We start from the raw sequence: 22866 nt of genomic DNA on the forward strand, positions 1-22866 counted from the left end.
GGATCATCCCTTTCATCTTTCATCGCACCGCCGAGTACATCACCCGCCGGGCCAGCGCCTCGAACGGGCCGCGCCGCCCGGTGTGGCGCATCCACTCGGCCAGGGCGACCGACGCGACCCAGACGCCGATCGCGAGCAGGGCGGTGGTCGCGACCGTGAGGATGTCGGCCAGGCCGAGCAGGAACGGCGTGAATACCACGAACCACACGGGCGACTGCAAGAGATAGCACGTCATCGACCGTTGGCCGACGGCGGCGATCGCGGCCACCACGCCCCGGTTCCGCAGGCGGGTGGCGAGCAGGCAGATCAGCGACGCGTACCCGAACCCGCCCAGCACACCGGTCGCGTCGTGCAGCGGGCCGATCAGCTCCAGCACCTGGTCGCCCGGGCGGTCGTACGCGCCGGCGACCAGGAGCGCCGCCGGCTGGGCGCCGAGCACGGCGGCCAGGATCCCCACGGTCGCGACGATCCGCAGCAGCGCACGGTGCTCGGCGGGCCGCTCGAGAACCCGCCGCCGTCCGGCCCACAGGCCGATCGCGAACGGGCAGGCGAACCCGATCGGTCCGAGGAGCGCGACGTACGCGGCGACCAGGCTCCGCTCGGCGAACATGGTCGCGAGGTCGGGCGGCAGAGCCGCCGCATCCGGGCCATCTGTGCTGATCGAGAACGAGTCCATGCCCGGCAGCGCGGTGAGCACGAAGAACACCGCCGCCACGGCCAGCAGCCAGCCGTCGGAGCGTCGCACCAGCAGGATCCCGACGAACAGCAGCACGCCGTACATCACGAGGATGTCGCCCGCGTAGAACAGGAGGGCGTCGAGCAGGCCGATGACGACCAGGACCAGGGAGCGGCGGCGCAGGATCCGGTTCACCACGCGGGGCTCGAGGGCGGCGTTGCGTCGCACGATGTGGGCCACGCCGTAGCCGAACAGCAGCCCGAACATCGGGAACGCCCGGCCGTCCACGAAGGTGGAGACCAGCCACGCGACGGCATCGTCCGCCCGGGAGCCGCCGGCCGGGAACCCGCCGACATATCGCTCTCCGAGCAGGAAGTAGTGCGAGTTCGCCAGCGCGATGAACAGCAGCATCACGCCCCGCGCGAGGTCCGGCCCGAGCGCCCGCTCGGACAGCTCCGTGGGCGACGCCGTCGCGGGCAGAGGTTCAGCCCTCATGGGCCTCATGGGCCTCATGGTGCCAGGTGGGAAAAGGTGTCTGTGAAAAGGTTGCTGCCATCTGAACGGGCCACCCGATCGACGGCGTTGCGGACGAACCAAAACTGGGTCGTCGACCTCTTTCGCCTCGACGTGGACTCATATCGCCTGCGCGATCTGCCACGCCTTGACCTCGACCGTGAGGCCGTGTTCGGGATCCCATTTCGCATCCGTGTGGATATGGAAGTCCGCGTCGCTGAGCACGGTGACCGTCAGCTTCTTGCCGAGCAGTTGCCAGATTTCATCGCTGCGGGCGAGCCTGGGATAGCAATCCGCCCACTCTTCCTTCTCGTCATTCGTCATCGCCTCGAATTCCGGATACATGCGGCCCGTATAGATCTGGAAGCCCCGAGCCTCGAACACCTGCTTGAACTCCCTGCGGGCCATGACCTCCTTGATGAAGGCGATGCGCATGCTGTTCAGCGCATCTTCCTCACCCTCTACCCGTAGTTCGGCGGGAAGTTCGCTCCAGGCCGGCGTCACCTTCTTCTTGAGCTTCCACTTGTAGGTCGCATCAAAGGTGAAGGTGCCCACGCCCTTGATCCGTACATCGTCAATCGTCGCGTCGTGGCGGCGCACCAGCGTCCAACGGCCCTCGTCCTCATGGGCGAGGAAATGTTCGGTGAGCTGAAAACCGTCGCCGACCCGGCTTTCTGCCGTCAACAGCCGGAAACCGTTCTTCCCCTCACTCCCGACAAGGGGAAAGTCGAACACGCGCGGCGCGCCAAAGACGATCTCACTGCGCTGAAGCGGTGCAGGAAACAATCCGCTCCGGTTGTCCCCCGGCCGCGAAAACCAGCCGGCCTTCTGCGAAAAAATCGCCGCGTTCGCAATGCCATGTCCGTAGAAGCGGTACTGGTACTCGACATTACGTGCGCCATCGAAGACGAACGTCTGCGGTGTCTTGAAAAACGCTGCGAGCAGGCTTTCGGGATCCGCCGCCGTCGTCGGTTCGATTCCCTGCGAAGTCAACTGGTTTTCCAGCAGCCTGTTGAACAAGGCGTTGTTACTCCTCTCGGCGATCGGCGCCAGCTCCCTGTCCGGGTCGAGGTGGGAGAGGAAGCCCGCGAGATCGTCCGCAAGCCGAAGCGGCTCGGGTACTTCGTCCTTGTCGCAGTGAGCGACGGTATGCGCCGCCCAGATGGAACCGCGGCCCTCGTCCGAGAGTCTCACGAGGAGCCGCAGCGACACATGCGGGTTCCCGCCCTTGATCTGGCCGAAAGGGAAATACTCCCTAGGCTCCCCGGGCAGCCGGGTGCCCTCCCGGCCCCTGACGAAGTCGTTGTAGCCCGACACGGCGAACACCTGGTTCTCCGCCGCCTCGAAGGCGAGAACCTGGAGGTATTCGCCGAACGGGACGAGAAGGCTCCCCTTGCGGTACTCGATCTTGCGCCAGCCGACATTTGCCAGATACCAACGGAAATCATCGGGAAGGGGCCCGCCCAGGAGATTCTCCAATCGCTCGATCACCTCCAGTTCGTACCGGAACGGTGCGTAGGAATCCTTCTCGTAGGGAAGTCTTTCGACGGCTTGAATTATGGTCATGATGGGCACCCTGTTCGATCGTCAATGCGGCTACAATGCTTGCCCTCGTCGACAGCGTCATCCAGGTTGGAAACGGGTTGGAAACGGGGTCAGGTTCGCTTTCTTATCGCATAAGCAATAGTTAGGCTTCTCAGGTCCATGGCTATGTACCCATCAGAGTCAGAGCTCGTCGCTGCCTTAGATCACCACGATGAGCTGGTACGGCTATGCGCCGCCGGGCGCTTGCCCTTTTGGGACTTCTGCGCAGCGTACGACAACTTCTATTGGGCATATGCGCTGGACGGTCATGAGTCCGATTCTGCTGGCCAGGTCGTGTTAGATAAATTCGCGGACCGCATTGCTCCGCACCGAGACTTGGCCGAGGCCGTCCTGGCCAAAGTCTGCTCCGACACTAACGCTGAGAAAGGTAGCTACGGTAGGGCCGGCCGCTTTGGCCCCGACGAGGCTGTGGTTCGGCTCAAGCTTGTCGCCGCTGGCCTTCCGCATGGAGAGGCCTAACAATTCAGGCTCTTCCCGGCGAAAAGAGGCCGGCGAAAAGGGCCAGGCTAGCCTGACACTTTTTTGCGTTTTTTGACCGCCGTGTCGTTCAAATTGTCCCTGACACATTTTTGTCCAGCTTCGACTGGGAACTGTGCGCGGCTGATCGGATACCGACGGATGCTGTCCCGGGTGGGCTGAGCGGGCGGGTGCGCAGTCAGGAAGTGGACTGCTGATAACCTGGGGTGAACCCTAATGGTGATGCCGGTGCCGCCGCGCCTATGCTGCGATTCCCACTTCCCGTAACGTAAGGATGGCGGCAATGAGCGGCGAGATCCCCTACACCGGTCCAAGCTTCCAGGATTCCGCACTGGTGACCCTGGACGAACTCCGGGCCGGAACGACCCAAGCACCCGCAGGCACCACGGCCTACGAGGTGAAGCCGGGCGACAACCTGACCAAGATCGCGCAGGAGAACGGATACGCGAGCGTGGAAGAGCTGCTGGCGAACAATCCCCAGTATGCGGAACGCAATCCCGATCTGATCTATCCGGGCGAGGTGGTCTTCGTGCCTGCAGCCCAGGATCCGCAGACCCGGGCGGAAGAGGCCGCGCAGGCGCATAGCGAGAGCGTTGCGAGCGGGGAGCCGAACGTCGATGGTTCCGATCAGAAGTTCTACAACCAGGCGGCATCTCACGCCGCCGGACTTGCGCAGACGACGGATGAGACGGCGCAGGCCTGGATCGAAGCAAACGAAGCGGCCGAATCCCACAGTGCGCGTGTTGCGAATGGGGAACCGAACGTCAGCGGTTCCGATCAGCATCTCTATAACCAGGCCGCGAATGGCGCCAGCACAGACTTCGAGACGGCTGCGCAGGCGGAGATCGAGCTCGGATCCCGTACCTTCGCCGAGAGCAACAGCTCTGAGGATCGCGCCAGCGCCGCCATCGAGGCCGGGGAAGGTATCGCCCAGAGGCTGGAGGGACAGGGGCTTCCCGAAGCCGCTGCACGTGTGCGTGAACTGGCACAGCAGCAGGCGGAGCAAATCCGTAACGAGGGCTGAGGTCATCGCATTGGGGAAAGCTGTCGCGTTTCTCGGCCCGACGGCGCAGGCGGGCGAGGGCGATCATCGGCCGGTACCCTGCCCGGAGGCAGAACTCCTTAATTTCCGCCGTCTCCCTTTTTTGCTTCGGCGCGCAGCCACTCCGCGGCCGCGGTCGCGGCCGGGTCGCGTGCACCGCCTTCGGGCATCACCAAGTGATAGGTGTGGCCGGCGATCGATGGGCCGAACGGCTGCACCAGGTGGCCGGCGGACAGTTCCTCGCGCACCAGCGCCAGGCTCAGCAGCGCGATGCCCTGGCCGGCCACCGCCGCCTGGATCGCATGCCCCTCGTCCGAGAACCGCAGTTGCGCGGTGGATTCGGCGGCGGACCGCCCGGCCTGCGCGAACCAGACCTGCCAGGTGGGGTTGAGCGGTAATGGGCGCCGCCACTCGAAATGGATCAACGGCGCCTTGTCGAGATCCGCAGGCGACGCGATGCCGAGCGCGGGATTGGCCACCGGCGCAAACCAGTCGGTGAACATGGCTTCTGCCACGAGTCCCGGGTACGGGCCGCGCCCGTAGCGGATGGCGATGTCCACCTCGCTGCCGGCCAGGTCCACGGGCTCGTCCGACGCGTGCAGTTGCAGATCGATGTCAGGGTGCAGGCGATGGAAGCCCGCCACCCGCGGTACCAGCCACTTCGTGGTGAAGGCGCTGGTGGCCGAGATCGTCACCCGGGCCCGGCGGCGGGTTCGCGTCAGGCGCTCGAGTGCGGCCTCGAATGCATCGAAGCCGCCGCGCAGCACCGGGTACAGCTGCGCGCCGGCCTCGGTCAGCGCCACCTTGCGCGCCTGCCGCCCGAACAGCGGCACGCCGGTGAGCGCCTCGAGCGCGCGGATCTGGTGGCTGACCGCGGTCGGCGTGACTGCCAGCTCGCGCGCGGCGTGCTTGAAGCTGCCGTGGCGGGCGGCCGCTTCGAACGCGCGCAGGGCGGACAGGGGCAGGCGTCGGCGCATCGGGATAGGGATGAGATGAACTCACCTTATAGCTGACGATTTCGCGTTTGTCGACGAGGAAATTTGGCGTCAACATGGACGCAAGCCGGAATTAGAGATGAATCCAGCTTCCCTTTCATCGAACCGAGGAACCGATCATGCGCGAACGCGTCGTCACCCAGCCCGACCACTACGCTCCCTACCTGCTGTCGCAGGGCATCCGCTACGGCAACCTGCTGTTCGTCTCCGGCCAGGCCGGCGCCGGCGACGACGGCCGGATCGTCCCTGGCGGCTTCCGCGCCCAGGGCGAGCAGGCCTTCGCCAACCTGCGCCGGGCGCTGGAGGCCGGCGGCTCCAGCCTGGACCAGGTGATCAAGGTGACTATCTTCGTGACCGACATGGGCCACTTCCAGGACGTGGTGGAACTGCGCCGGACGTTCTTCTCCGAGCCGTATCCGGCCGACACCATCGCCGAGATCAAGGCGCTCTACGACCCGGCCGCGATGATCGAGATCGAGGCGATCGCCGCCGTCGATCCCGCCGGGAGCCGCTGACATGGCGGCGGACGGACATCCGCTGCAGCCGGATTCGGCAAGCGTCGCACCGCTGTTCGCGCCGCTCGCTCTCGGCGGCCTGGCGCTGCGCAACCGCACGGCGGTGGCGCCGATGACCCGCGTGAGCGCCTCGGCGGATGGCCACGCGACCGCGCGCATGGCGGACTACTACCGCGCCTTCGCCGCGGGCGGGTTTGGCCTGGTTGTCAGCGAAGGCATCTACACCGACCAGGCCCATGCCCAGGGCTACCTGTTCCAGCCGGGCCTCGCCGACCACTCGCAGCGCGAGGCCTGGCGGCCGGTGGTGGAGGGCGTGCACCGGCACGGCGCGCGCATGATCGCGCAGCTGATGCACGCGGGCGCGCTCTCGCAGGGCAACCGCTTCCGCGCCGGCACCCGCGGCCCGTCGGCGGTGCGGCCCAAGGGCCGGCAGCTGGCCTTCTACCGCGGCGACGGTGAATACCCGTTGCCGCAGGCGATGACGGAGGACGAGATCGCCGATGCGGTGCGCGGCTTCGCCGACGCCGCGGCGCGGGCCCGCGAGGCCGGCTTCGACGGTGTCGAGATCCACGGCGCCAACGGCTACCTGCTCGACCAGTTCCTCGCCGAGGGGGTCAACCTGCGCGACGACCGCTACGGCGGCGACGTGCGCGGCCGGCTGCGATTGACGGTGGAGGTGGCGCAGGCGGTGCGCGCGGCGGTCGGTGCGGATTTCGTGGTGGGCGTGCGCGTCTCGCAGGGCAAGGTCAACGACTTCGGCCACAAGTGGAGCGGGGGCGAAGACGCCGCGGCCGTCATCTTCGGCACGCTCGGCCGGTTGCCGGTCGACTACCTGCACGTCACCGAGTTCGAGGCATGGCAACCCGCCTTCGGCGAGGGCCCCAGCCTGGCGGCGTTGGCGAAGCGGCACGCGCCGGTACCGGTGCTGGCCAACGGTTCGTTGCACGATCCCGCCCAGGCCGCCGGCATGCTTGCGCGTGGCGAGGCGGACGCGGTCACCCTCGGGCGTGGCGCGCTGACCCATGCCGACTGGCCGCAGCGGGTGCGCACCGCCGCCGCGATCGCCCCGTTCGACCGCGAACTGCTTTCGCCGATCGCCGACCTCGCCAACGCCGATCGCCGCCAGACCAGAAGGGATGGAGGGAATTGACCGACTCTCACATCCGCGCCAGGGTCATGCCGCGGCCTGTCGCTTGGCCTGACTGCGACCGGCCTGTTCAAAGGCCTTCTCCACCATGCGCTGGAATCGGGCGTCGCCCAGCGCTTTCCTGTGTCGCATAGGCGCGGATGCGGCCATCGACCGCTACCCCGCCTGGAAGTAGGGGATTCCCTCGATCCCCTTTCATCCTTTCTTTATGGCGCGCAGGTCACGGTGTGTCTTACGTTTTCGCAGGATCCTGATGCCCAGCACACCACTCATCTTCGACGAAATGGGCTGGCCAGACGCCATCCGGCCGCAGTACTCGCTGATCGACGCCTGGTTGAAGTCCGCCACGGCGGAGCAGCTGGCGCTCAAGCGTCGCGAAGCCGAGGTCCTGTTCCGGCGCATTGGCATCACGTTCGCCGTCTACACCGAAGGCGGTGACGCCGAGCGGCTGATTCCCTTCGACCTGATCCCCCGCGTGCTGGCCCAGGCCGAATGGCAGCGGCTGCGGCAGGGGCTGGAGCAGCGGGCGAAGGCGCTCAATGCCTTCCTGCACGACGTCTACCACGACCGCGACATCATCCGCGCTGGCCGCATTCCCGAGCGGCTGATCCTGCACAACGCCGAGTTCCGGCCGGAAATGAACGGCCTGGACCTGCCGGGGCGGATCTATTCGCACATCTCCGGTATCGACATGGTGCGCACCGGACCCGACGACTACTACGTGCTCGAGGACAATTGCCGCACGCCCTCGGGCGTGTCGTACATGGTGGAGAACCGCGAGGTGATGCAGCGGCTGTTCCCGGACCTGTTCCGCCAGGCCCGGGTGGCGCCGGTGGCGCATTACGCCGACGAGCTGCTGGAAACCCTGCGCTCGGTCGCGCCGCCCAATTGCCATGGCGAGCCCACCGTGGTGCTGCTGACGCCCGGCACCCACAACAGCGCCTACTACGAACACGCCTTCCTGGCCGACGAGATGGGCATCGACCTGGTCGAAGGCGCCGACCTGCTGGTGCGCAACGACATCTGCTACATGCGCACCACCGCCGGCCTGGAGCGCGTGGACGTCATCTACCGCCGCATCGACGACGACTACCTCGACCCGCTGGTGTTCCGCCCCGAGTCGGCGCTGGGCGCCGCCGGGCTGCACTTCGCCAACCGCGCCGGCAACCTCACCATCACCAATGCCGTTGGCGCGGGCATCGCCGACGACAAGGCCGTGTACATGCACGTGCCGGAAATGATCCGCTTCTACCTGGGCGAAGAGCCGCTGCTGTCGAACGTGCCCACCCACGATTGCAGCAAGCCCGACGAGCTCAAGTACGTGCTCGAGCACCTGGACGAGCTGGTGGTGAAGGCGGTGCACGGCTCCGGCGGCTACGGCATGCTGGTCGGCCCGCACGCCAGCAAGCAGGAGCTGGAGGATTTCCGGGCGCTGCTGAAGGCGAAACCTGAGACCTATATCGCCCAGCCGACGTTGGCGCTGTCCACCGTGCCCACCTTCGTGGAATCGGGCGTGGCGCCGCGGCACGTGGACCTGCGGCCCTTCGTGCTGTCGGGCAGCGACAAGGTGCGCGTGGTGCCCGGCGGGTTGACCCGGGTGGCGCTGCGCGAGGGCTCGCTGGTGGTGAACTCGTCCCAGGGCGGCGGCACCAAGGACACCTGGGTGCTGGAGCAATGATGCTTGCGCGTACCGCCGGCGGCCTGTTCTGGCTGGCCCGCTACATGGAGCGGGCCGACTACGTGGCGCGCCTGCTGCAGGTGGCCGGGCACATGAACGCCGTGCGCGTGGACACCAACCGCAGCAGCGAATGGGAGTCGGCCATCGTCGCGGCCGGCTGCGGGGAGAGTTTCGACGCCACCGATGAGTCGGCCGACGAAGCCAGCGTGATCCGCTTCCTGGCCTTCGAGCGCGCCAACCCCTCGTCGATCGTCAACTGCATCGAAACCGCCCGCCGCAACGCCCGCGCGGTGCGCACTTCGCTGACCACCGAGATGTGGGAAGCGGTGAACCAGACGTCGCTGGAACTCACCGACTTTACCCAGGCGCCGCTCGATGCCGACCGCCTGGCCGAGTTCCTGGACTGGGTGAAGGCGCGCGTGGGCCTGTTCCATGGCGTCTGTTCGAACGGCATGCTGCGGCGCGACAGCTTTCACTTCATCCGTGCCGGGCAGTTCCTCGAGCGCGCCGACAACACCGCGCGCCTGCTGGACGTGAAGTACCACGTGCAACTGCCCGAGGTGGCCGACGTCGGCGGCGTGGTGGATTACTACCAGTGGCTGGCCATCCTGCGGGTGGTCGGGGCCCGGCGTGCCTACCGGGTGCTGTTCAAGGGCCGGGTGCAGCCGGCGCACGTGGCCGAGCTGCTGGTCTCGCGCGCCGTGTTTCCGCGCTCGCTCGCCTTCTGCTACGAGCAGATCACCCAGCACCTGGACGCCATCGAGGCACAGGACCCGCAGCTGGCCGCCGACGCCCGTCGCCAGGCGCACGCCATGTACGCGCAGCTGCGCTTCGCCCGCACTGATCAGGTCATCGAAGACGGCCTGCACGAGTACCTCACAGATGTGATCGACCGCACCCGCGACCTGGGCGCCGAGATCGCCAAGGGACATTTGTTCTGACCATGTTGCTCACCATCGCCCACGACACGCGCTACCACTACGGCCAGCCCGCCTGGCTGGTGGTGCAGGCCCTGCGACTGTGGCCGGCCCCCAGCACAAGCCAGCAGGTGAAGTACTGGCGTGTGGAGGTGAACGGCAAGGCGCTGCCGCCCACGGGCGTGGACGGCTTCGGCAACCCGGCGGCCACCCACGCCATCGATCGCCAGGTGAGCGACCTGCACCTGGCGGTGCATGCCCAGGTGCGCACCAACGACCGCAGCGGCGTGCACGGCGACGATGCCGGCGGGCTGCCGCCGATGTTCTTCCTCAAGCCCACGCCGCTGACCCTGCCGTCGCCGGGCATCATCGCCCTGGCCGACGCCGCGGCGGGCGAGGGCGAGGCGCTGGAGCGCCTGCACCGCCTGGCCAATGCCGTGCGCGACAAGGTGGACTACGTCAGCGACACCTCGGACGCGTGCACCAGCGCCGCCGAGGCCTTCGAGGTCGGCACCGGCGTCTGCCAGGATCACGCCCAGGTGTTGATCACGGCCGCCCGCCACCTGGGCTATCCGGCGCGGTACGTCAGTGGTTACCTGTGCCCGATGGAAGCCGGCTTTCCGGCGGCCAGCCATGCCTGGGCCGAGCTGTTCGTGGACGGGCTGGGCTGGGTGGGTTTCGACCCGGCCAACCGGGTCTCCCCCGACGAGCACTACGTGCGCGTGGCCTGCGGCCGCGATTACCGTGACGCCGCCCCCGTGCGCGGCATGCGCCGCGGCGGCGGCGACGAGACCCTGGACGTGGATGTGAGCATCACGCAATTGGCGCAGACTACCCAGTAGGGTTCCTTGGTTTTACGGAGATCCTGAGTGACCTACTGCGTTGGCTTGCTGCTCGACCAGGGCCTGGTGGTGTTGGGCGATACCGACAGCATCGACGGCGTCGTGGAGCAGCGCATGGACGAAGGCGACGAGTACTTCGCCATGATCCGGGAACGCTGGTCGAAGGCGCTGAGTGAGGCGCACCAGCGGATCCCGGCGCCGGACTGGTTGTCGCCGTAGGACAGGGTGCCGCGCCAACGAACCTGGCCCGATTTCCGCGACAATGGGCCTCCTGTCGAGGCCTTCGCACCCCCATGCTCCGATTGCGCGTGACGCTGATGTCCCTGCTGCTTGCGGCCAACACCGTGCTGCACGTCGTGCCGCTGCTGGTGGTGGCGTTGGTCAAGGCGGCGCTGCCGCTCGATCGCCTGCGCAAGGCCAGCAATCCCGTGCTCACCGGGTTGGCGGAAAGCTGGATCGGGGCGAACAGCTGGATGGTGGACCGCTTCTTCCGCACGCGTGTCCATGTGCAGGAGGATGTGGCGCTGCAGAAGGATGGCCACTACCTCGTGCTGGCCAACCACCAGAGCTGGGTGGATATCGTGGTGTTGCAGAAGGTCTTCAACCGGCGCATCCCGCTGCTGCGCTTCTTCCTGAAGCGGCAGCTGTTCTGGGTGCCGCTGCTTGGGCTGGCATGGTGGGCGCTGGACTTTCCTTTCATGGGCCGCCACACGCCCAAGCAGATCGCGCGCCGTCCCGAACTGGCCGGACGCGATATCGAAGCCACCCGCCGTGCCTGCGAGAAATTCCGCGAGATCCCGGTGGCGATCATGAACTTCGTCGAGGGCACGCGGTTCACGCCGGCCAAGCACGCGAGGCAGGGCGCGCCGTACCGGCATCTGCTCAAGCCCAAGTCGGGCGGCGTGGCGTTCGTGCTGGATGCGATGGGCGAGGGCCTGCACGCGATCCTCGACGTCACCATCGCCTATCCCGGCGGGCGGCCGTCGCTGGTGGACCTGCTGGCGGACCGCGTCCCCGGGGTTCACGTGCACGTGCGCCAGCGCCCGATACCCGATGCGTTGCTGCACGGCGACTACCAGAACGACCGCGCCTTCCGCATCCGGTTCCAGCAATGGATGAACGGGTTGTGGCAGGAAAAGGATGCGGACATGGCGCGCCTGTTGGGGGACTGAGGCAGGCTCGATCGAGCGCGGGAAAAAGGTGTCAGGGACGAATGGCGCTTGCTTAAGGTTCTTTTGCCTGTTTGCGTGGACATGCAAGGCATCAGCCGGGCGGCCCAGGCACACGGCCGGAGTTCCGTAGGAGCGCGCCATGCGCGCGATGCCGCGGGCATTGTGCCGCCATGTGATTCCGTCTACCGGCGCGCCTTCCGGTTCGCGGCGGGACCGCCGATGACCAGGACCGGAAACGTCGCCGGTATCGCGCGCATGGCGCGCTCCTACGAAGCAGCGGCGTAGGGCTGTGGTATCGCAATAGGGCGGAGCACCTTAAGTAAGCGCCATTCGTCTCTGACATCTTCTTGCGATTCCGGTTTTACCTGTTGTCCTCGATCACCGAAAAAGGTGTCGAAAAAGGGAAACGAAAAAGGTGTCAGGGACAATTTCCGACGGAGGGCTGGGGGAAAAGGTGTCAGGGACAGTTTCCGACCTTGTGCCGAGGATCTATCCGCCGGCCGGTTCCAAGGCAAATTGTCCCTGACACCTTTCTTTCCTTTCTTTCTTTCCGGATGTCGTACTATTCGCCCGATCGATATCGATCCCCGCGCAGGGTGACCTCCCAGCATGAGCGTTGTCTCTTGGCGTGAAGAGTCCGAGCTGGGCACGTGGACGCAACTCGTCTGGCGGCCGAGCCCGCTCGCCGGGCTGGTCGAGTCCATCTCACTATTCGAAGGGAAGCTCAGGCGGCGGCGAGAGCGTTACTACCCGACGGGCGAGCTCGACCTGATCGTGCAGTTTGACGCGTCGTCCGAGCCGTACCGCATAGTTGAGGGCCAGCCGGCGGCCCCGTTCCCGCCATTGAGCCTCGCAGGGCTCATCGTGGCTCCGGTTGTGGTTGAGGCTCCCGTCGCGACGTCTCGCGTGCTCGGTGTACGTCTTCGGCCCGCAGGTGCTTTCTCGCTCTTCGGCGTTCCGCTGCGCGCGCTGACGGGGAACACTTTGGACCTGCACGACGTCATCGGCAGCGAGGCGCGTCGCCTCGGTGAGCGCCTCGAAGAGGCGGGCACTGACGAAGCGCGCCTACGGCTCATGGGGCGGTGGATCGCGGATCGGCTCGCAGGACGTCCTCGCACAGATCCGTGCGTCGCCTACGCGGTCTCCGAGATTGAGCGCGCGGGCGGGAGGGTACCCATCGCGGACATCCTCGGGCGGCTCGGCGCGTCCCCGAAGCGCTTCACCCGCTTGTTCGAGGAGCAGGTCGGCGTGAAACCCAAGCTCTTCTCCCGCATCGTCCGGTTCCGTGAGCTGGCGGGGGCGCTTCGTGCTGGGGCCGATTCCCTCAGACACACGGCGCTCGCCCACGGCTACTACGACCAGTCGCACATGAACGCGGAGTTTAGGGAGTTCGCGGGCATGTCCCCCGGCCAGTTCCTGGCCGCCACACCATTTCCGGAGTCCCTGAGCCTGGCCGACTGAGTGCGGCGGTTTTTTCCAAGACTCCAGCCCTGTTGTCTCTTACAGTGTAAGCACCGAGTCGAAAGGAATACCGTTCAATGTCTGGATCGAACCTTGTAAGTGTGGTGGGCGTGCTGCCTGTCACTGATTACGCAAAGGGCGTGAAGTGGTATCAGAAATGGATCGGGCGTGCCCCCGACGTCGAGCCCATGGAAGGCATCGCCGAGTGGCAGCTCGCCGAGAACGCTTGGATTCAGGTGTCCGCTGATCCCGAGTCCGCGGGCCATACCACCGTTGTCGTGGGCGTCAAGGACATCGACGCGCAGCGCTCTGAATGCGCAGCCGTCGACGTCGCTGTGGGCGATGTCAGGGACTACGGATTCATCAAGGTCGCGGAAGCGGTCGATCCGGCAGGCAACAAGATCATGTTCGTGCAGGAAGTTCGCAGGGCTAGTAGGTTGTTGAAAAGCGACGACGGATGAGGAGACGGAGGTGCTTAGGAATTCCTACTTGCCCCGATAGACGCGTACCAGCCAAGAGACGGTGGAAGGTGGAAGTCAGTGCGGGTCGGCTCGCAGTCGTGCGACCGGTTGGACGACTATCGCATCGTTCAAATTGTCCCTGGCACCTTTTTGACAGACACCTTTTTGACATCGTTCAGGCATCCGTCTTGTCGAACACTTCCTCGACACTGAGGCCGAAGGCGTCGGCGATGCGGAAGGCAAGCGGCAGTGACGGATCGAACCGGCCGTTCTCGATGGCGTTGATGGAATTGCGCGAGACACGCACGCGGTCGGCCAGTTCGGCCTGGCTCCAACTCTTCTCGGCACGCAGCACGCGGATGCGGTTTTTCATGTTGACACTGGCCTGCACGTCATGACTGTTCTCGCATTCCTCCCATGCGCCGCTGCCAGATCGCGGATGCGAGAATGACGGCAACGAACTGTATGAGGACGACCAGGATGAGGCCAAAGAAGAGCGCCAGCTGCACGGCGCCGCGATCGGACATGTCCGGCGACCCGGTGCTCAGCATGTTCGCCAGGTCGATCAGCCAGTTCGTCACCGGCGACAGCAACAGCAGCAGTATCGTGGCCATCGCGCCCCAGATCCAACCACGGGAGCTGGCGAATCCTTGGCTGGCGATCTGCACCTCGTCCAGGTGCCGCTGCAGCCTGTGCGAAATGAGAAGGGCGTAGCCCATCACGAAGATCGACACCGCGGCAGTCAGAGCCAGGACGAACGTATCATTCTGCTGCTTCAACCACGGGATCGCGGCAAAGAAACCGACGACTACGATGACGACCGGCGAAAACAACAGCGCGTACCGGCCGATCTTTCCGAGAGGGTTGGTTGTCATGAGAGTCTTCCTTTGCAAAAGGGAACGCGGACGACGATTCCGAGGAAACACAGCGCGACTGCGACCCCATCAAGGCCGCGAGCGGAGGCAGGTGGACCGAAGAGGGACGAAACAGTGAGCGCGCAGTGCATGCACTGTGTGCTTCCCAAAAAGAAAAGCAAGCTTGTCATACTCCCGCGCTGATGACAAGTGTTATTTGCAAATGAGTCGAGGAGAGCCTTCCCCGGAGCCCGGCCCGCTGCGAAAAATGTGTCAGGGACGAATGGCGCTTACTTAAGGTGCTTCGCCCTATTGCGATACCACAGCCCTACGCCGCTGCTTCGTAGGAGCGCGCCATGCGCGCGATACCGGCGACGTTTCCGGTCCTGGTCATCGGCGGTCCCGCCGCGAACCGGAAGGCGCGCCGGTGGACGGAATCGCATGGCGGCACAATGCCCGCGGCATCGCGCGCATGGCGCGCTCCTACGGAACTCCGGCCGTGTGCCTGTGCCGCCCGGCTGACGCCTTGCATGTCCACGCAAACAGGCGCAAGAACCTTAAGTAAGCGCCATCCGTCCCTGGCACCTTTTCCCCGCGACACGCGAGCAACCGATGGCGGATGCATCGAGCGCGCTATCGCTGGTCCAGTTCGTAGTGGATCAGCACCACGCATTGCGATGCGAACAGCATTCTGGGTCCCAGCGCGATCTTCTTCGCGCCCAGGCGCTCCAGGCTGTGGAACGTCTTTTTCGGCATCGGGATGTGGTCGGTCAGCAGGAAGCACGGATTGCCGTCGAACACCTGCTCACGGATCGATGTGCCTTTCCGGTCCATGACGAACAGCTGGTGATCTTCGGCCAGTGCCTGCACCAGCCGCTCGAAACTCGTGGTGCGCACGGTGACGCCCGGTTCCACCGGCCGCATCTCGTCCTTGCCCATGCCCCTGGACGCATCCAGCGCCTTCGCGATCCTGCCCAGCAGGGCCTGTTCGTCGAAGCCGCCGATGTCCTGCATGGCGTTGGCGTCGAAGCAGATCGTGCGGCTGAAGTCCCGGGTGCTTTCCAGCACCAGATGGACCGTGACGTCCGGGCGATGCGACTGGGCCACGAACACCGCGTTCATCAGCGTGTGCGCCAAAATCTCGGGATGCGCCTCCTTGCCCACGGACGCCAGCAGGGCCTGGCTGTCGGTGGGGGCGGCGCGCGCCCTGAGGACGAAGGTTCGCATGGGTGTCCTGGCCGGTGGGGCGTGCGCACGCCGCGGGACGTGCGGCGCGCGCATTGTCCCTGTAAATCGGGGCCGGGGTCGACGCGGCGCCTCCTTCTGCCTATCGGAGCTCCGCGCCCGGGCCTTGCCGGTCGGCCATGCGCCCGATGAGCCAGACGAACGGTTCGACCTGGCCACTCAGCACGCAGCTGCCCTGGATGGCGCTGTCCAGCAGGCCCTGCACGTCGGACGCGCACAGGGCGGAAATCGCGCGGTCGTCGGCGAGTCGCAGCGAACAGGACGGTGTGTGCGTGGTGGCCGGGGCTGCCAATGTGACGTCTCGCCCATCGATCCGCATCGTGACCGGTGCTTCATCGTCTGGGAGCCCGATCGACACCGCCAGGCTCGGCGTCGGGCCTGCCACCGTGGCCAGCGCCCCTTGCAGGTAGTCGCCGAAGGCCAAGGCCCAGGCCTCCACGCCGGGTCGTCCCGGATGTGCGCCACGCGAACCCTCTCGGGTCCGCTGGCCCGGCGTGTCAGGGGCGTCACTGCGTGCAACCGATCGGTCCGCTTGCGATCCGCTGTCGCCGGGCACGTGACCGTCCGGGGCCTGCAGCGCCGCTTTGGCTTCGCGTTCCACGTCGATCAGCGTCTCGAGCGTTCTGTCCACGTCATCGCGCGTGTGCGATGCCGAGCAGATGAACCGCAGGCGGCCGCGTCCACGCTCCACGATCGGATACGTGACGGCAGTCGTGTGGATGCCACGCGCATGCAGGCCGCGCGCGATCGCATAGAGCGTGTCGCTGTCGGAAAAATGCGGGGTGACGATGGGGCCATCGCCCGTGCCCAGGTCGTAGCCAGCTTCGGAGAAGCGTTGCCGCATGTAGTGGGTGGTGTCCCAGAGCCGCTCCCGCAGCGTGTCGTCCACGCGCAGCCGCCGCAAGGCGGCAAGCGCAGCGGCAATATCGGCAGGCGTGGTGGTCGCCTGAAAGACATAGGCCCTGGCGGATGTCTTGAGCAGGGCGATGTGCTCCTCACGGGCGGCAATCACGCCCCCAAGGCTGCCGAGCGCCTTGCTGAGTGTGGTCATGATGAAATCGACCTGGTCGGTGATGCCCTCGGCCGCGCAGATGCCGGCGCCCCGGGGGCCGTAGAAGCCGAACGAATGCGCTTCGTCCACGAGAACGAGCGCGCCGTACCGTTTCGCCGTGCGCACGATGTCGCGCACCGGTGCGGTCCCCTCTCCCATGCTGTAGACGCCTTCGAGCACTACGAGGGTCGTGCGGTAGGGCGACGCTTCTGCTTCAAGGACCGATTGCAGGTCGGACGCATCGTTGTGTTGGAACGTTCGGATCTTGGCGCCGCTCAAGCGAGCGCCGTCCACGATGGACGCGTGACAGAGCTGGTCCATCACGACCACGTCCTTGTCGCCCAGCATGCCCGCGATCACCCCGAGATTCGCGGTGAACCCCGTGGAAAACAGGCATCCGGCTGGCTTGCCCACCAGCTCTGCAAACTCCTTTTCGAACGCCAGGTGGAGATCGGTCATGCCGGATGCGGTTGGGGACGTTCCCATTCCGGTGCCGAAGCGTTCCAGGGCGGATCTGGCTTCCTGGATGACGTCCTTGTCGCGGTTCAGGCCGAGGTACAGGTTGGTGCTCCAGATGATGGCCTCGTGCTCTTCACCGGTGTGCACGTCGGCGACAGTGCCTTTGTGGCCACTCCCGGTGCGGACCAGCTTGCTGTAAGGCTCCCGCCCTGAACGCGTGAGCAGGCTTTTGAGCTCCCGGATGAGCGTGCCCTTGTCGGTCGCGGACCAGGCGGACGCCTTCGCCGCCAGGAATGGAGGGTGGCCGGACCGGATCTGCGCCTGGAAATGACCCAGCGTGTCCGACGCTCCGCCGTTCGCATGGTCGTTCGAGTGATCTGTGGCGCCGCTCCCCAATACGTCGAGCAGATGATCGGTAACGGCGGTGGGCGTGGGGTGCTCGACAAGCGTCGATGCGGGCAGCTTCCGGCCCAGCACCGTGGACAGCCGATGGCTCAGCTCGACCGAGTCCAGCGAGTCGAGGCCGAGGGCTTCCAACGCCTGGTGCGGCGGAACCTGTTCGGGATCGCGAAGGCGAAGGAAGCGGGCGATTTCAACTCGGATGACCGACAGCAGGGCCGCATGCCGCTCGCCCTTCGACAGGCCCGCCAAGCGGTGCAACAGGCCCCCGGCATCGCCGGAGGCCATGGTGTCGGAATGCGGGCCAGGTGTGTCGGATGCACCGTAATCGCGACCCAGCTCCGGGCGCGGGAGCCGCTTGCGGTCGAGCTTGCCGTTGGGCAATCGGGGCATGTCGGCGAGGTGCATCACGACCTGGGGCACCATGTACTTGGGCAGCCGCTCTGCCACGTAAGCGCGCGACGCCTCGTTCGTCACCGCCTCACTCGTCACCTCCTTGTTCGGGCTCACCACATACCCGACGAGCATGGTCTTGCCACCGCCTACGTCGACGACCGCCGCCGCTGCGTCGTCCACGCCCTGCATCGACTCCAGCGTCGACTCGATCTCTTCCAGTTCGATCCGGAAGCCGCGGATCTTGACCTGCTGGTCGATCCGCCCCAGGAACTCGATCTCGCCGTCTTCCGTCCACCGGCATCGATCTCCGGTCCGGTACAGCCGTTCGTCCGGGATACGCCCGTTTATCGGCCCGTTCGGATCCACCTCGACGAACTGCTCCTTCGTGCGTGCGTCATCGTGGAGGTAGCCCCGTGCGAGCTGGTCTCCCGCAAGGTGCAGTTCCCCCGGGACGCCCACCGGAACCGGTTGCATGGCGTCGTCCAGGATGTACGCACGGGAATTCAACACCGGCTTGCCGATCGTGATCGTCTTCACGCCTGCCGGAACCTCGGTGGCCGTGCAATAGACCGTGTGCTCGGTCGGCCCGTACACGTTGAGCACGCGCGGCCGTTGCGCCAGCGCGTGCAGTTGCTCCACCAGCGGGCGTTTCAGCACGTCGCCCCCGAGCACGACGCAGCGCACGCCTTCCGGCAGCCCGCCGGCCGCGAGCAGCCCCTGCATCGCCGACGGCACCATGATGGTCGTCCGCACCCGGTCTGCCGACGGCAGGTCCGGCAGCGCCAATGCGTTCTCCGACAGCACCACCGTACCGCCAAGCGACAACGTCCCCAGGATTTCCATGACGGAGGTGTCGAAACAGACAGAGGCCGCCGCCAGCACGCCTGCGAGCTCCTCGTCATCCAGCAGCTTGCGCATCGATCGGGTCATCGCAACGACGCTTCGATGCTCGACGGCAACGCCCTTGGGCTGTCCTGTCGAGCCCGATGTGTAGATGACATAGGCGAGGTCTCTCGCCGAGGGCCCGGCCATCGTGTCCGGCGTCCGTTCGCTCACCGCATCGAGCCGTACCAGCTCGGCTGCCCCGGCGCAGAGCTCCGCCGGCTTATCGCCGTCCACGATGACAGCCGCCGCCCGGGCGTGCTCCAGCATGTAGCGCACCCGTTCCCGTGGGTACTCCGGATCCAGCGGCACGTACGCACACCCCGCTCGCAAGACTCCCAGCAGAGTCGCCACCAGTTCCCACTTGCGGCCCAGGCACACGCCGACCAACGCCCCCGGCCGCACGCCCCGCGCCACGAGCTCGCCCGCGATCGCGTTCGCCCGTGCGGCCAGGTGCGCGTAGTCGATCTCCGCGTGTCCATCGATGATGGCCGTGCGTCGCGGATGTGCCTGCGCCTGTTTCTCGACGAGCCCCCAGATCGTTTCCGTCTGGTCGTACGCCTGCGCGGTCCGGTTCCACTCGACGAGCACGCGGTGCGCCGCGTCCCCGTCCAGGGAGGAAGTGCTCTCGGTAGGCGCGATTGTGTCCTGCGTCACATCCTCCGGCACGTGATGTCGTCCAGGCCGCTGCATCGAGCACTCCTTGGGGAAGAAATCGGCTTGGCAGTCTAGTGCCTGCGTCGCCGAAAGGGCACGGAGGTGATGGATATGCAGTGACGCGGTTATTTGCTGCTCAGGACGATCTCACGCATGCCCACTGGTCGCGGCGCTGGCGGTAAACACCGCCCGTTGCGCGGCGAATGCGCGCCGGTAGGCGGGTCGCGCTTCGCCGCGGGCGACGTAGGCGGCGAGGTTGGGGAAGTCTTCCAGAACGCCCATGCCGTCGGTCCGGCGGAGCACCATCACCATCATCAGGTCGCCGGCACTGAACGCGCCGTCGAGCCAGTCGGCATCGCCGAGGCGATTGGAGAGCTGGCCCAGTCGCTCGCGAATCCGGCTTTCGAGCAGGGGCTGGCGTTCCTTGTGCCAAGGCTTGTCGCCTTCCACGTACGGCGCCTGTTCGCGCTCGACGATCGGCGGTTCCACCGTGTTGAGCGCGGCGAACATCCATGCGATCGCGCGCGCGCGGGCGTTGGCGTCCTTCGGCAGCAGGCCCTCATGGCGCTCGGCGAGGTGCAGCACGATTGCCCCCGACTCGAACAGGACGAGATCGCCCGCTTCGAAGGTGGGGATCTGCCCGAAGGGATGAAGCGCCAGGTGCGCGGGTTGCTTCATCCCGCCGAACGACACCAGGCGCACGTCGTAGGGCTGGCCCACTTCCTCGAGCGCCCAGCGCACGCGCATGTCGCGCGCCAGTCCCTGGCCGCCATCGGGCGAGCGTTCGAATGCGGTAATGGTGGTTGTCATGGAGGCTCCTGTGGTGTGGACGACGCGTCCGCCTGGGTGGAATCAGCCGCTGGGTTCCTGCTTGAACAGCCGGACGGGCCGGGTCGGCCCGCGCACGATCACTCCCTTGGCTTCGAGGTCCAACTGGACGGCTTTCAGCCACCAACCGGCCTTGTCGCCGCCAGGAAAGAACTCGTCGGGCAGGGCGGCCAGCAACGCTGCCTTGGCCTCCGCGACCGTGATTCCCGGCGCTGCTTCCGGCAGCACGCCGAGCAGTGCCTTCCGCATGGCCAGGTACTTGGCACGATCTACCCGCTGGACGTGTCCTGGCGAGGTGATGCTCTCGATCTCGATCTTCTCGTCTGCCCGACGGACCAGGGACATGTCGTGCCTCCTCATGGATTTACATCCACGACGGATGGCAGGGTGGGTTTTCGACAGGCGCTGCGACGGGTTGGTGGTGTCGTACGCAGGCCCCCGATGGGGTCTGGATTCCCTAGCCAATTGTCCCTGACACGAATGGCGCTTACTTAAGGTGCTTCGCCCGATTGCGGGATACCACAGCCGTGCGCCGCTGCTGCGTAGGAGCGCGCCATGCGCGCGATGCCGCGCCAGGCAGCCTTCTCCGCTGCAGTATGGCCCGGCCCGTCGCCACGGGCGGTGTAAATAGGCAGCCGAGCCCTTCGCAATGGGCTAGCAAACAAAGGCTTGAAGCGCGGGCTATTCATTGGCGACACCCGTGGCGACGGCCCATCTCCCACCGCGGCGGTAAGGATTGCCTGGCGCGGTATCGCGCGCATGGCGCGCTCCTACGGATATCCGGCCGTGTACCTGGGCCGCCCGGCCGATGCCTTGCATGTCCACGCAGACAGGCGAAGCACCTTAAGTAAGCGCCATTCGTCCCTGACACTTTTTTTGCAGGATCTCTGTAAAGAGCTCTTGACAGGCGTGGAGCGAACCTGTAAAGAGTTCTTTACAGACAGGAGGATCGACTTGGAGAATCGCTTGAAGACGCTGCGCGAAGCGAAGGGGTGGAGCCAGGGCGAGCTTGCCCGGCGGCTCGGCGTCTCTCGGCAGACGATCAACGCGGTCGAAACCGACAAGTACGATCCCAGCCTGCCGCTGGCTCTGCGCATGGCGAAGCTGTTCGGCGTTGCCGTGCCGGAGCTGTTCATCGACCACTGGGAACCGGGAGAGGAATGATGGCCATGGCGACTGACAAGCCCACGCCCAAATGGCGCAGTTTCGCAGCCTGGAGCGGTGTAGGAGCCCTCTTCTACATCCTCGTCGTATGGGGCATCTCCTCGTTCCTGCACGAGGACGGCATGGGCGCGATGCTGCGATCGAAGGAGGTCGCTGCGATGCTGGGCCTAGGCTTGATATTCTCGATGGCGGTGACCGGCTTCACCAGCCGGAAGCGGCCCGTCAGCCTCCGGACTCTCCGCAATTTCGTGATCCGGGACGGAGCGGCCGTCGTCGCCTGCTTGCTCGTCGTGTGGGGCTTCAGCGCGCTCGCCCGCGCAGGCGCCCTGGGCGCGATGGGCGCCTCGGAGTGGGTCGCCGCTGTGGCAGGCTCGGCCCTTGTCGTCTTCGCTGTCCTCGGCACCCTCGCCACCGCGAGCGCTCACACGGGCGCCGATCTCATCGACGACGAGGCTGCCGAGGAGATGCGCGAACGCGGCCGGTTGCTCATTTGCAGCTTCGTCTGGATGGCCGCTTGCGGCCTGTTGCTGATCGTGCTGGGCCTTGCCGGGCCCAGAGGCGTGCTGTCCCCGGCGGCCGCCCTGGCAGGCACGCTGGTCCTGATCGCCGCGCTTACCGTGCTGGGGATTGCTGTTTGGCGGCTGATGGACGAGTTGGATCGCACCCTGTCGTACGAGGCCGGCGATATGGCCTTTCACCTGATCCTGGTGCTCGGCGGCGGTTGGGCGATGCTGGCCCATCTCGGCTTCGTGGCCGGGCCTGCACCGCTCGACTGGCTGACGCTGTTCACCGTGCTGATGTTCGTGGCGAGCGTCATTGCGGTGGGACGCAGGAGACTGCTCGCGCGCTGAGCGCCTCGCGCGCTTCCAGGCAAAAATGGGTGCCCGCCTGACGGAAACGAGAACCAGTGCTCGCTGTAACCCACGCGCTATCTGTTTTTAACGTTACTTTCTCGGAAAGCCGGCAGGGTGCGGGTTCAACCCGACAACATGGAGTGTGCGATGAACAAGTGGCGTCTTTCCGCCTCTGTATTCCTGATGACAGTCGCCTACAGCGCTGCCGCGCTCGCCGACGTTCATCATTTCGAGGTCATCGGGGAAGCTTACGGGCACACCAGCGAAGAGGCGATCGACAACGCGTTGCGCGTGGCAAGCACCAAGTGCTACCAAAGCTGGGGTCGTTCTTCGCAGGAGTACACGGTTCTGGCCGAGTGGGTCGACCCGGGCACGGGGTATCCGTACGCCAGAGTGTCCGTGGGATGCGCGGTCGAGGATTGACCCAGGTTCGAGAGCAGGGAAAACAGGGGTCAGAGTCGACTTTCTCACGCCCCCGTGAGTCGGCAGGCCGCCTTGCGCGGCCTGCCGACCTTTGCAGGGCCGACCGTCGACCCGACCGGGCCTCGATCGCACGGTGGAACCGGCCCGGTCCGT

At 66.1% G+C, this 22866-nt stretch carries 22 protein-coding genes; 13 read left to right on the plus strand and 9 right to left on the minus strand.

Going from position 1 to position 22866, the window contains the following annotated elements; translation table 11 throughout:
* Window positions 1-19 precede the first annotated feature (19 nt).
* A complete protein-coding gene (locus tag AB5T46_RS12900; protein ID WP_370564393.1) occupies window positions 20-1087 on the minus strand; it encodes a DUF418 domain-containing protein in 1068 nt (355 codons plus the stop codon).
* 222 nt (window positions 1088-1309) lie between these two features.
* On the minus strand, window positions 1310-2755 hold the full coding sequence (locus tag AB5T46_RS12905) for an SMI1/KNR4 family protein (protein ID WP_370564533.1): 1446 nt from the start codon (window positions 2753-2755) through the stop codon (window positions 1310-1312).
* A 799-nt stretch (window positions 2756-3554) separates the two neighbouring features.
* Here AB5T46_RS12905 and AB5T46_RS12910 point away from each other — a divergent pair.
* Window positions 3555-4295: a LysM peptidoglycan-binding domain-containing protein gene (locus tag AB5T46_RS12910; RefSeq protein WP_370564395.1), complete on the plus strand. Its 741-nt coding sequence runs from the start codon at window positions 3555-3557 to the stop codon at window positions 4293-4295.
* Between the two features lie 98 nt (window positions 4296-4393).
* Here the strand turns inward: AB5T46_RS12910 and gcvA are convergent, their stop codons facing one another.
* A complete protein-coding gene (gene gcvA / locus AB5T46_RS12915; protein ID WP_370564396.1) occupies window positions 4394-5290 on the minus strand; it encodes a transcriptional regulator GcvA in 897 nt (298 codons plus the stop codon).
* 137 nt (window positions 5291-5427) lie between these two features.
* On the opposite strand from gcvA, the gene AB5T46_RS12920 reads away from it, so the two are divergent.
* The 9 genes from AB5T46_RS12920 to AB5T46_RS12960 all read left to right on the plus strand — a co-directional run bounded on the left by AB5T46_RS12920 (window position 5428) and on the right by AB5T46_RS12960 (window position 13501).
* On the plus strand, window positions 5428-5823 hold the full coding sequence (locus tag AB5T46_RS12920) for a RidA family protein (RefSeq protein WP_149193053.1): 396 nt from the start codon (window positions 5428-5430) through the stop codon (window positions 5821-5823).
* Window position 5824: 1 nt separating this feature from the next.
* The gene (locus AB5T46_RS12925) at window positions 5825-6973 is read left to right on the plus strand and encodes an NADH:flavin oxidoreductase (protein ID WP_370564397.1); all 1149 of its coding nucleotides are present in this window, start codon (window positions 5825-5827) and stop codon (window positions 6971-6973) included.
* A gap of 250 nt (window positions 6974-7223) precedes the next feature.
* Window positions 7224-8648 (plus strand): circularly permuted type 2 ATP-grasp protein, encoded by a 1425-nt coding sequence (locus tag AB5T46_RS12930; RefSeq protein WP_370564398.1) that lies wholly within the window; start codon window positions 7224-7226, stop codon window positions 8646-8648.
* Window positions 8648-9589, plus strand: a complete 942-nt coding sequence (locus AB5T46_RS12935) for an alpha-E domain-containing protein (RefSeq protein ID WP_370564399.1) — start codon at window positions 8648-8650, stop codon at window positions 9587-9589. Before AB5T46_RS12930 ends, AB5T46_RS12935 begins: the two co-directional genes overlap by 1 nt.
* A 2-nt stretch (window positions 9590-9591) precedes the next feature.
* Complete coding sequence (locus AB5T46_RS12940; RefSeq protein WP_370564400.1) at window positions 9592-10407, plus strand: transglutaminase family protein; 816 nt, start codon at window positions 9592-9594, stop codon at window positions 10405-10407.
* Window positions 10408-10434: 27 nt separating this feature from the next.
* Window positions 10435-10626, plus strand: coding sequence for an Ntn hydrolase family protein (locus AB5T46_RS12945; RefSeq protein ID WP_370564401.1), 192 nt, complete (start codon window positions 10435-10437; stop codon window positions 10624-10626).
* A gap of 74 nt (window positions 10627-10700) precedes the next feature.
* A complete protein-coding gene (locus AB5T46_RS12950; protein WP_370564402.1) occupies window positions 10701-11579 on the plus strand; it encodes an acyltransferase in 879 nt (292 codons plus the stop codon).
* A gap of 609 nt (window positions 11580-12188) precedes the next feature.
* Entirely contained in the window at window positions 12189-13040 is an 852-nt protein-coding gene (locus tag AB5T46_RS12955) for a helix-turn-helix transcriptional regulator (protein ID WP_370564403.1), read from the plus strand.
* A 77-nt stretch (window positions 13041-13117) separates the two neighbouring features.
* Window positions 13118-13501: a VOC family protein gene (locus AB5T46_RS12960; protein ID WP_370564404.1), complete on the plus strand. Its 384-nt coding sequence runs from the start codon at window positions 13118-13120 to the stop codon at window positions 13499-13501.
* A 175-nt stretch (window positions 13502-13676) separates the two neighbouring features.
* Here the strand turns inward: AB5T46_RS12960 and AB5T46_RS12965 are convergent, their stop codons facing one another.
* From AB5T46_RS12965 to AB5T46_RS12990, 6 genes are all read right to left on the minus strand, one after another.
* Window positions 13677-13874, minus strand: coding sequence for a helix-turn-helix transcriptional regulator (locus AB5T46_RS12965; protein WP_370564405.1), 198 nt, complete (start codon window positions 13872-13874; stop codon window positions 13677-13679).
* Between the two features lie 19 nt (window positions 13875-13893).
* Window positions 13894-14376, minus strand: a complete 483-nt coding sequence (locus AB5T46_RS12970; protein WP_370564406.1) for a hypothetical protein — start codon at window positions 14374-14376, stop codon at window positions 13894-13896.
* Window positions 14377-14988: 612 nt separating this feature from the next.
* Entirely contained in the window at window positions 14989-15582 is a 594-nt protein-coding gene (gene trmY, locus AB5T46_RS12975; protein ID WP_370564407.1) for a tRNA (pseudouridine(54)-N(1))-methyltransferase TrmY, read from the minus strand.
* Between the two features lie 100 nt (window positions 15583-15682).
* Window positions 15683-19480, minus strand: a complete 3798-nt coding sequence (locus tag AB5T46_RS12980; RefSeq protein ID WP_370564408.1) for an amino acid adenylation domain-containing protein — start codon at window positions 19478-19480, stop codon at window positions 15683-15685.
* A 111-nt stretch (window positions 19481-19591) separates the two neighbouring features.
* The gene (locus AB5T46_RS12985; RefSeq protein WP_370564409.1) at window positions 19592-20254 is read right to left on the minus strand and encodes a glutathione S-transferase family protein; all 663 of its coding nucleotides are present in this window, start codon (window positions 20252-20254) and stop codon (window positions 19592-19594) included.
* A gap of 42 nt (window positions 20255-20296) precedes the next feature.
* Window positions 20297-20617: a DUF6958 family protein gene (locus tag AB5T46_RS12990; RefSeq protein ID WP_370564410.1), complete on the minus strand. Its 321-nt coding sequence runs from the start codon at window positions 20615-20617 to the stop codon at window positions 20297-20299.
* Between the two features lie 609 nt (window positions 20618-21226).
* On the opposite strand from AB5T46_RS12990, the gene AB5T46_RS12995 reads away from it, so the two are divergent.
* The 3 genes from AB5T46_RS12995 (at window position 21227) to AB5T46_RS13005 (ending at window position 22713) form a co-directional block, all read left to right on the plus strand.
* A complete protein-coding gene (locus tag AB5T46_RS12995) occupies window positions 21227-21436 on the plus strand; it encodes a helix-turn-helix transcriptional regulator (RefSeq protein WP_370564534.1) in 210 nt (69 codons plus the stop codon).
* A 5-nt stretch (window positions 21437-21441) separates the two neighbouring features.
* Window positions 21442-22287, plus strand: coding sequence for a hypothetical protein (locus tag AB5T46_RS13000; protein ID WP_370564411.1), 846 nt, complete (start codon window positions 21442-21444; stop codon window positions 22285-22287).
* A 150-nt stretch (window positions 22288-22437) separates the two neighbouring features.
* Entirely contained in the window at window positions 22438-22713 is a 276-nt protein-coding gene (locus AB5T46_RS13005) for a hypothetical protein (RefSeq protein ID WP_370564412.1), read from the plus strand.
* Window positions 22714-22866 lie beyond the last annotated feature (153 nt).

It is taken from the genome of Luteimonas salinilitoris (assembly GCF_041300785.1).
GTDB lineage: Bacteria > Pseudomonadota > Gammaproteobacteria > Xanthomonadales > Xanthomonadaceae > Luteimonas > Luteimonas salinilitoris.

What these genes read in the sequence shown, in the direction of transcription:
- AB5T46_RS12900 (WP_370564393.1), bottom strand. Translation starts at nt 1,087, where the DNA reads ATGCTGCTGTTCATCGCGCTGGCGAACTCGCACTACTTCCTGCTCGGA.
- AB5T46_RS12905 (WP_370564533.1), bottom strand. Translation starts at nt 2,755, where the DNA reads ATGACCATAATTCAAGCCGTCGAAAGACTTCCCTACGAGAAGGATTCC.
- AB5T46_RS12910 (WP_370564395.1), top strand. Translation starts at nt 3,555, where the DNA reads ATGAGCGGCGAGATCCCCTACACCGGTCCAAGCTTCCAGGATTCCGCA.
- gcvA (WP_370564396.1), bottom strand. Translation starts at nt 5,290, where the DNA reads ATGCGCCGACGCCTGCCCCTGTCCGCCCTGCGCGCGTTCGAAGCGGCC.
- AB5T46_RS12920 (WP_149193053.1), top strand. Translation starts at nt 5,428, where the DNA reads ATGCGCGAACGCGTCGTCACCCAGCCCGACCACTACGCTCCCTACCTG.
- AB5T46_RS12925 (WP_370564397.1), top strand. Translation starts at nt 5,825, where the DNA reads ATGGCGGCGGACGGACATCCGCTGCAGCCGGATTCGGCAAGCGTCGCA.
- AB5T46_RS12930 (WP_370564398.1), top strand. Translation starts at nt 7,224, where the DNA reads ATGCCCAGCACACCACTCATCTTCGACGAAATGGGCTGGCCAGACGCC.
- AB5T46_RS12935 (WP_370564399.1), top strand. Translation starts at nt 8,648, where the DNA reads ATGCTTGCGCGTACCGCCGGCGGCCTGTTCTGGCTGGCCCGCTACATG.
- AB5T46_RS12940 (WP_370564400.1), top strand. Translation starts at nt 9,592, where the DNA reads ATGTTGCTCACCATCGCCCACGACACGCGCTACCACTACGGCCAGCCC.
- AB5T46_RS12950 (WP_370564402.1), top strand. Translation starts at nt 10,701, where the DNA reads ATGCTCCGATTGCGCGTGACGCTGATGTCCCTGCTGCTTGCGGCCAAC.
- AB5T46_RS12955 (WP_370564403.1), top strand. Translation starts at nt 12,189, where the DNA reads ATGAGCGTTGTCTCTTGGCGTGAAGAGTCCGAGCTGGGCACGTGGACG.
- AB5T46_RS12960 (WP_370564404.1), top strand. Translation starts at nt 13,118, where the DNA reads ATGTCTGGATCGAACCTTGTAAGTGTGGTGGGCGTGCTGCCTGTCACT.
- AB5T46_RS12965 (WP_370564405.1), bottom strand. Translation starts at nt 13,874, where the DNA reads ATGAAAAACCGCATCCGCGTGCTGCGTGCCGAGAAGAGTTGGAGCCAG.
- AB5T46_RS12970 (WP_370564406.1), bottom strand. Translation starts at nt 14,376, where the DNA reads ATGACAACCAACCCTCTCGGAAAGATCGGCCGGTACGCGCTGTTGTTT.
- trmY (WP_370564407.1), bottom strand. Translation starts at nt 15,582, where the DNA reads ATGCGAACCTTCGTCCTCAGGGCGCGCGCCGCCCCCACCGACAGCCAG.
- AB5T46_RS12980 (WP_370564408.1), bottom strand. Translation starts at nt 19,480, where the DNA reads ATGCAGCGGCCTGGACGACATCACGTGCCGGAGGATGTGACGCAGGAC.
- AB5T46_RS12985 (WP_370564409.1), bottom strand. Translation starts at nt 20,254, where the DNA reads ATGACAACCACCATTACCGCATTCGAACGCTCGCCCGATGGCGGCCAG.
- AB5T46_RS12990 (WP_370564410.1), bottom strand. Translation starts at nt 20,617, where the DNA reads ATGTCCCTGGTCCGTCGGGCAGACGAGAAGATCGAGATCGAGAGCATC.
- AB5T46_RS13000 (WP_370564411.1), top strand. Translation starts at nt 21,442, where the DNA reads ATGGCGACTGACAAGCCCACGCCCAAATGGCGCAGTTTCGCAGCCTGG.
- AB5T46_RS13005 (WP_370564412.1), top strand. Translation starts at nt 22,438, where the DNA reads ATGAACAAGTGGCGTCTTTCCGCCTCTGTATTCCTGATGACAGTCGCC.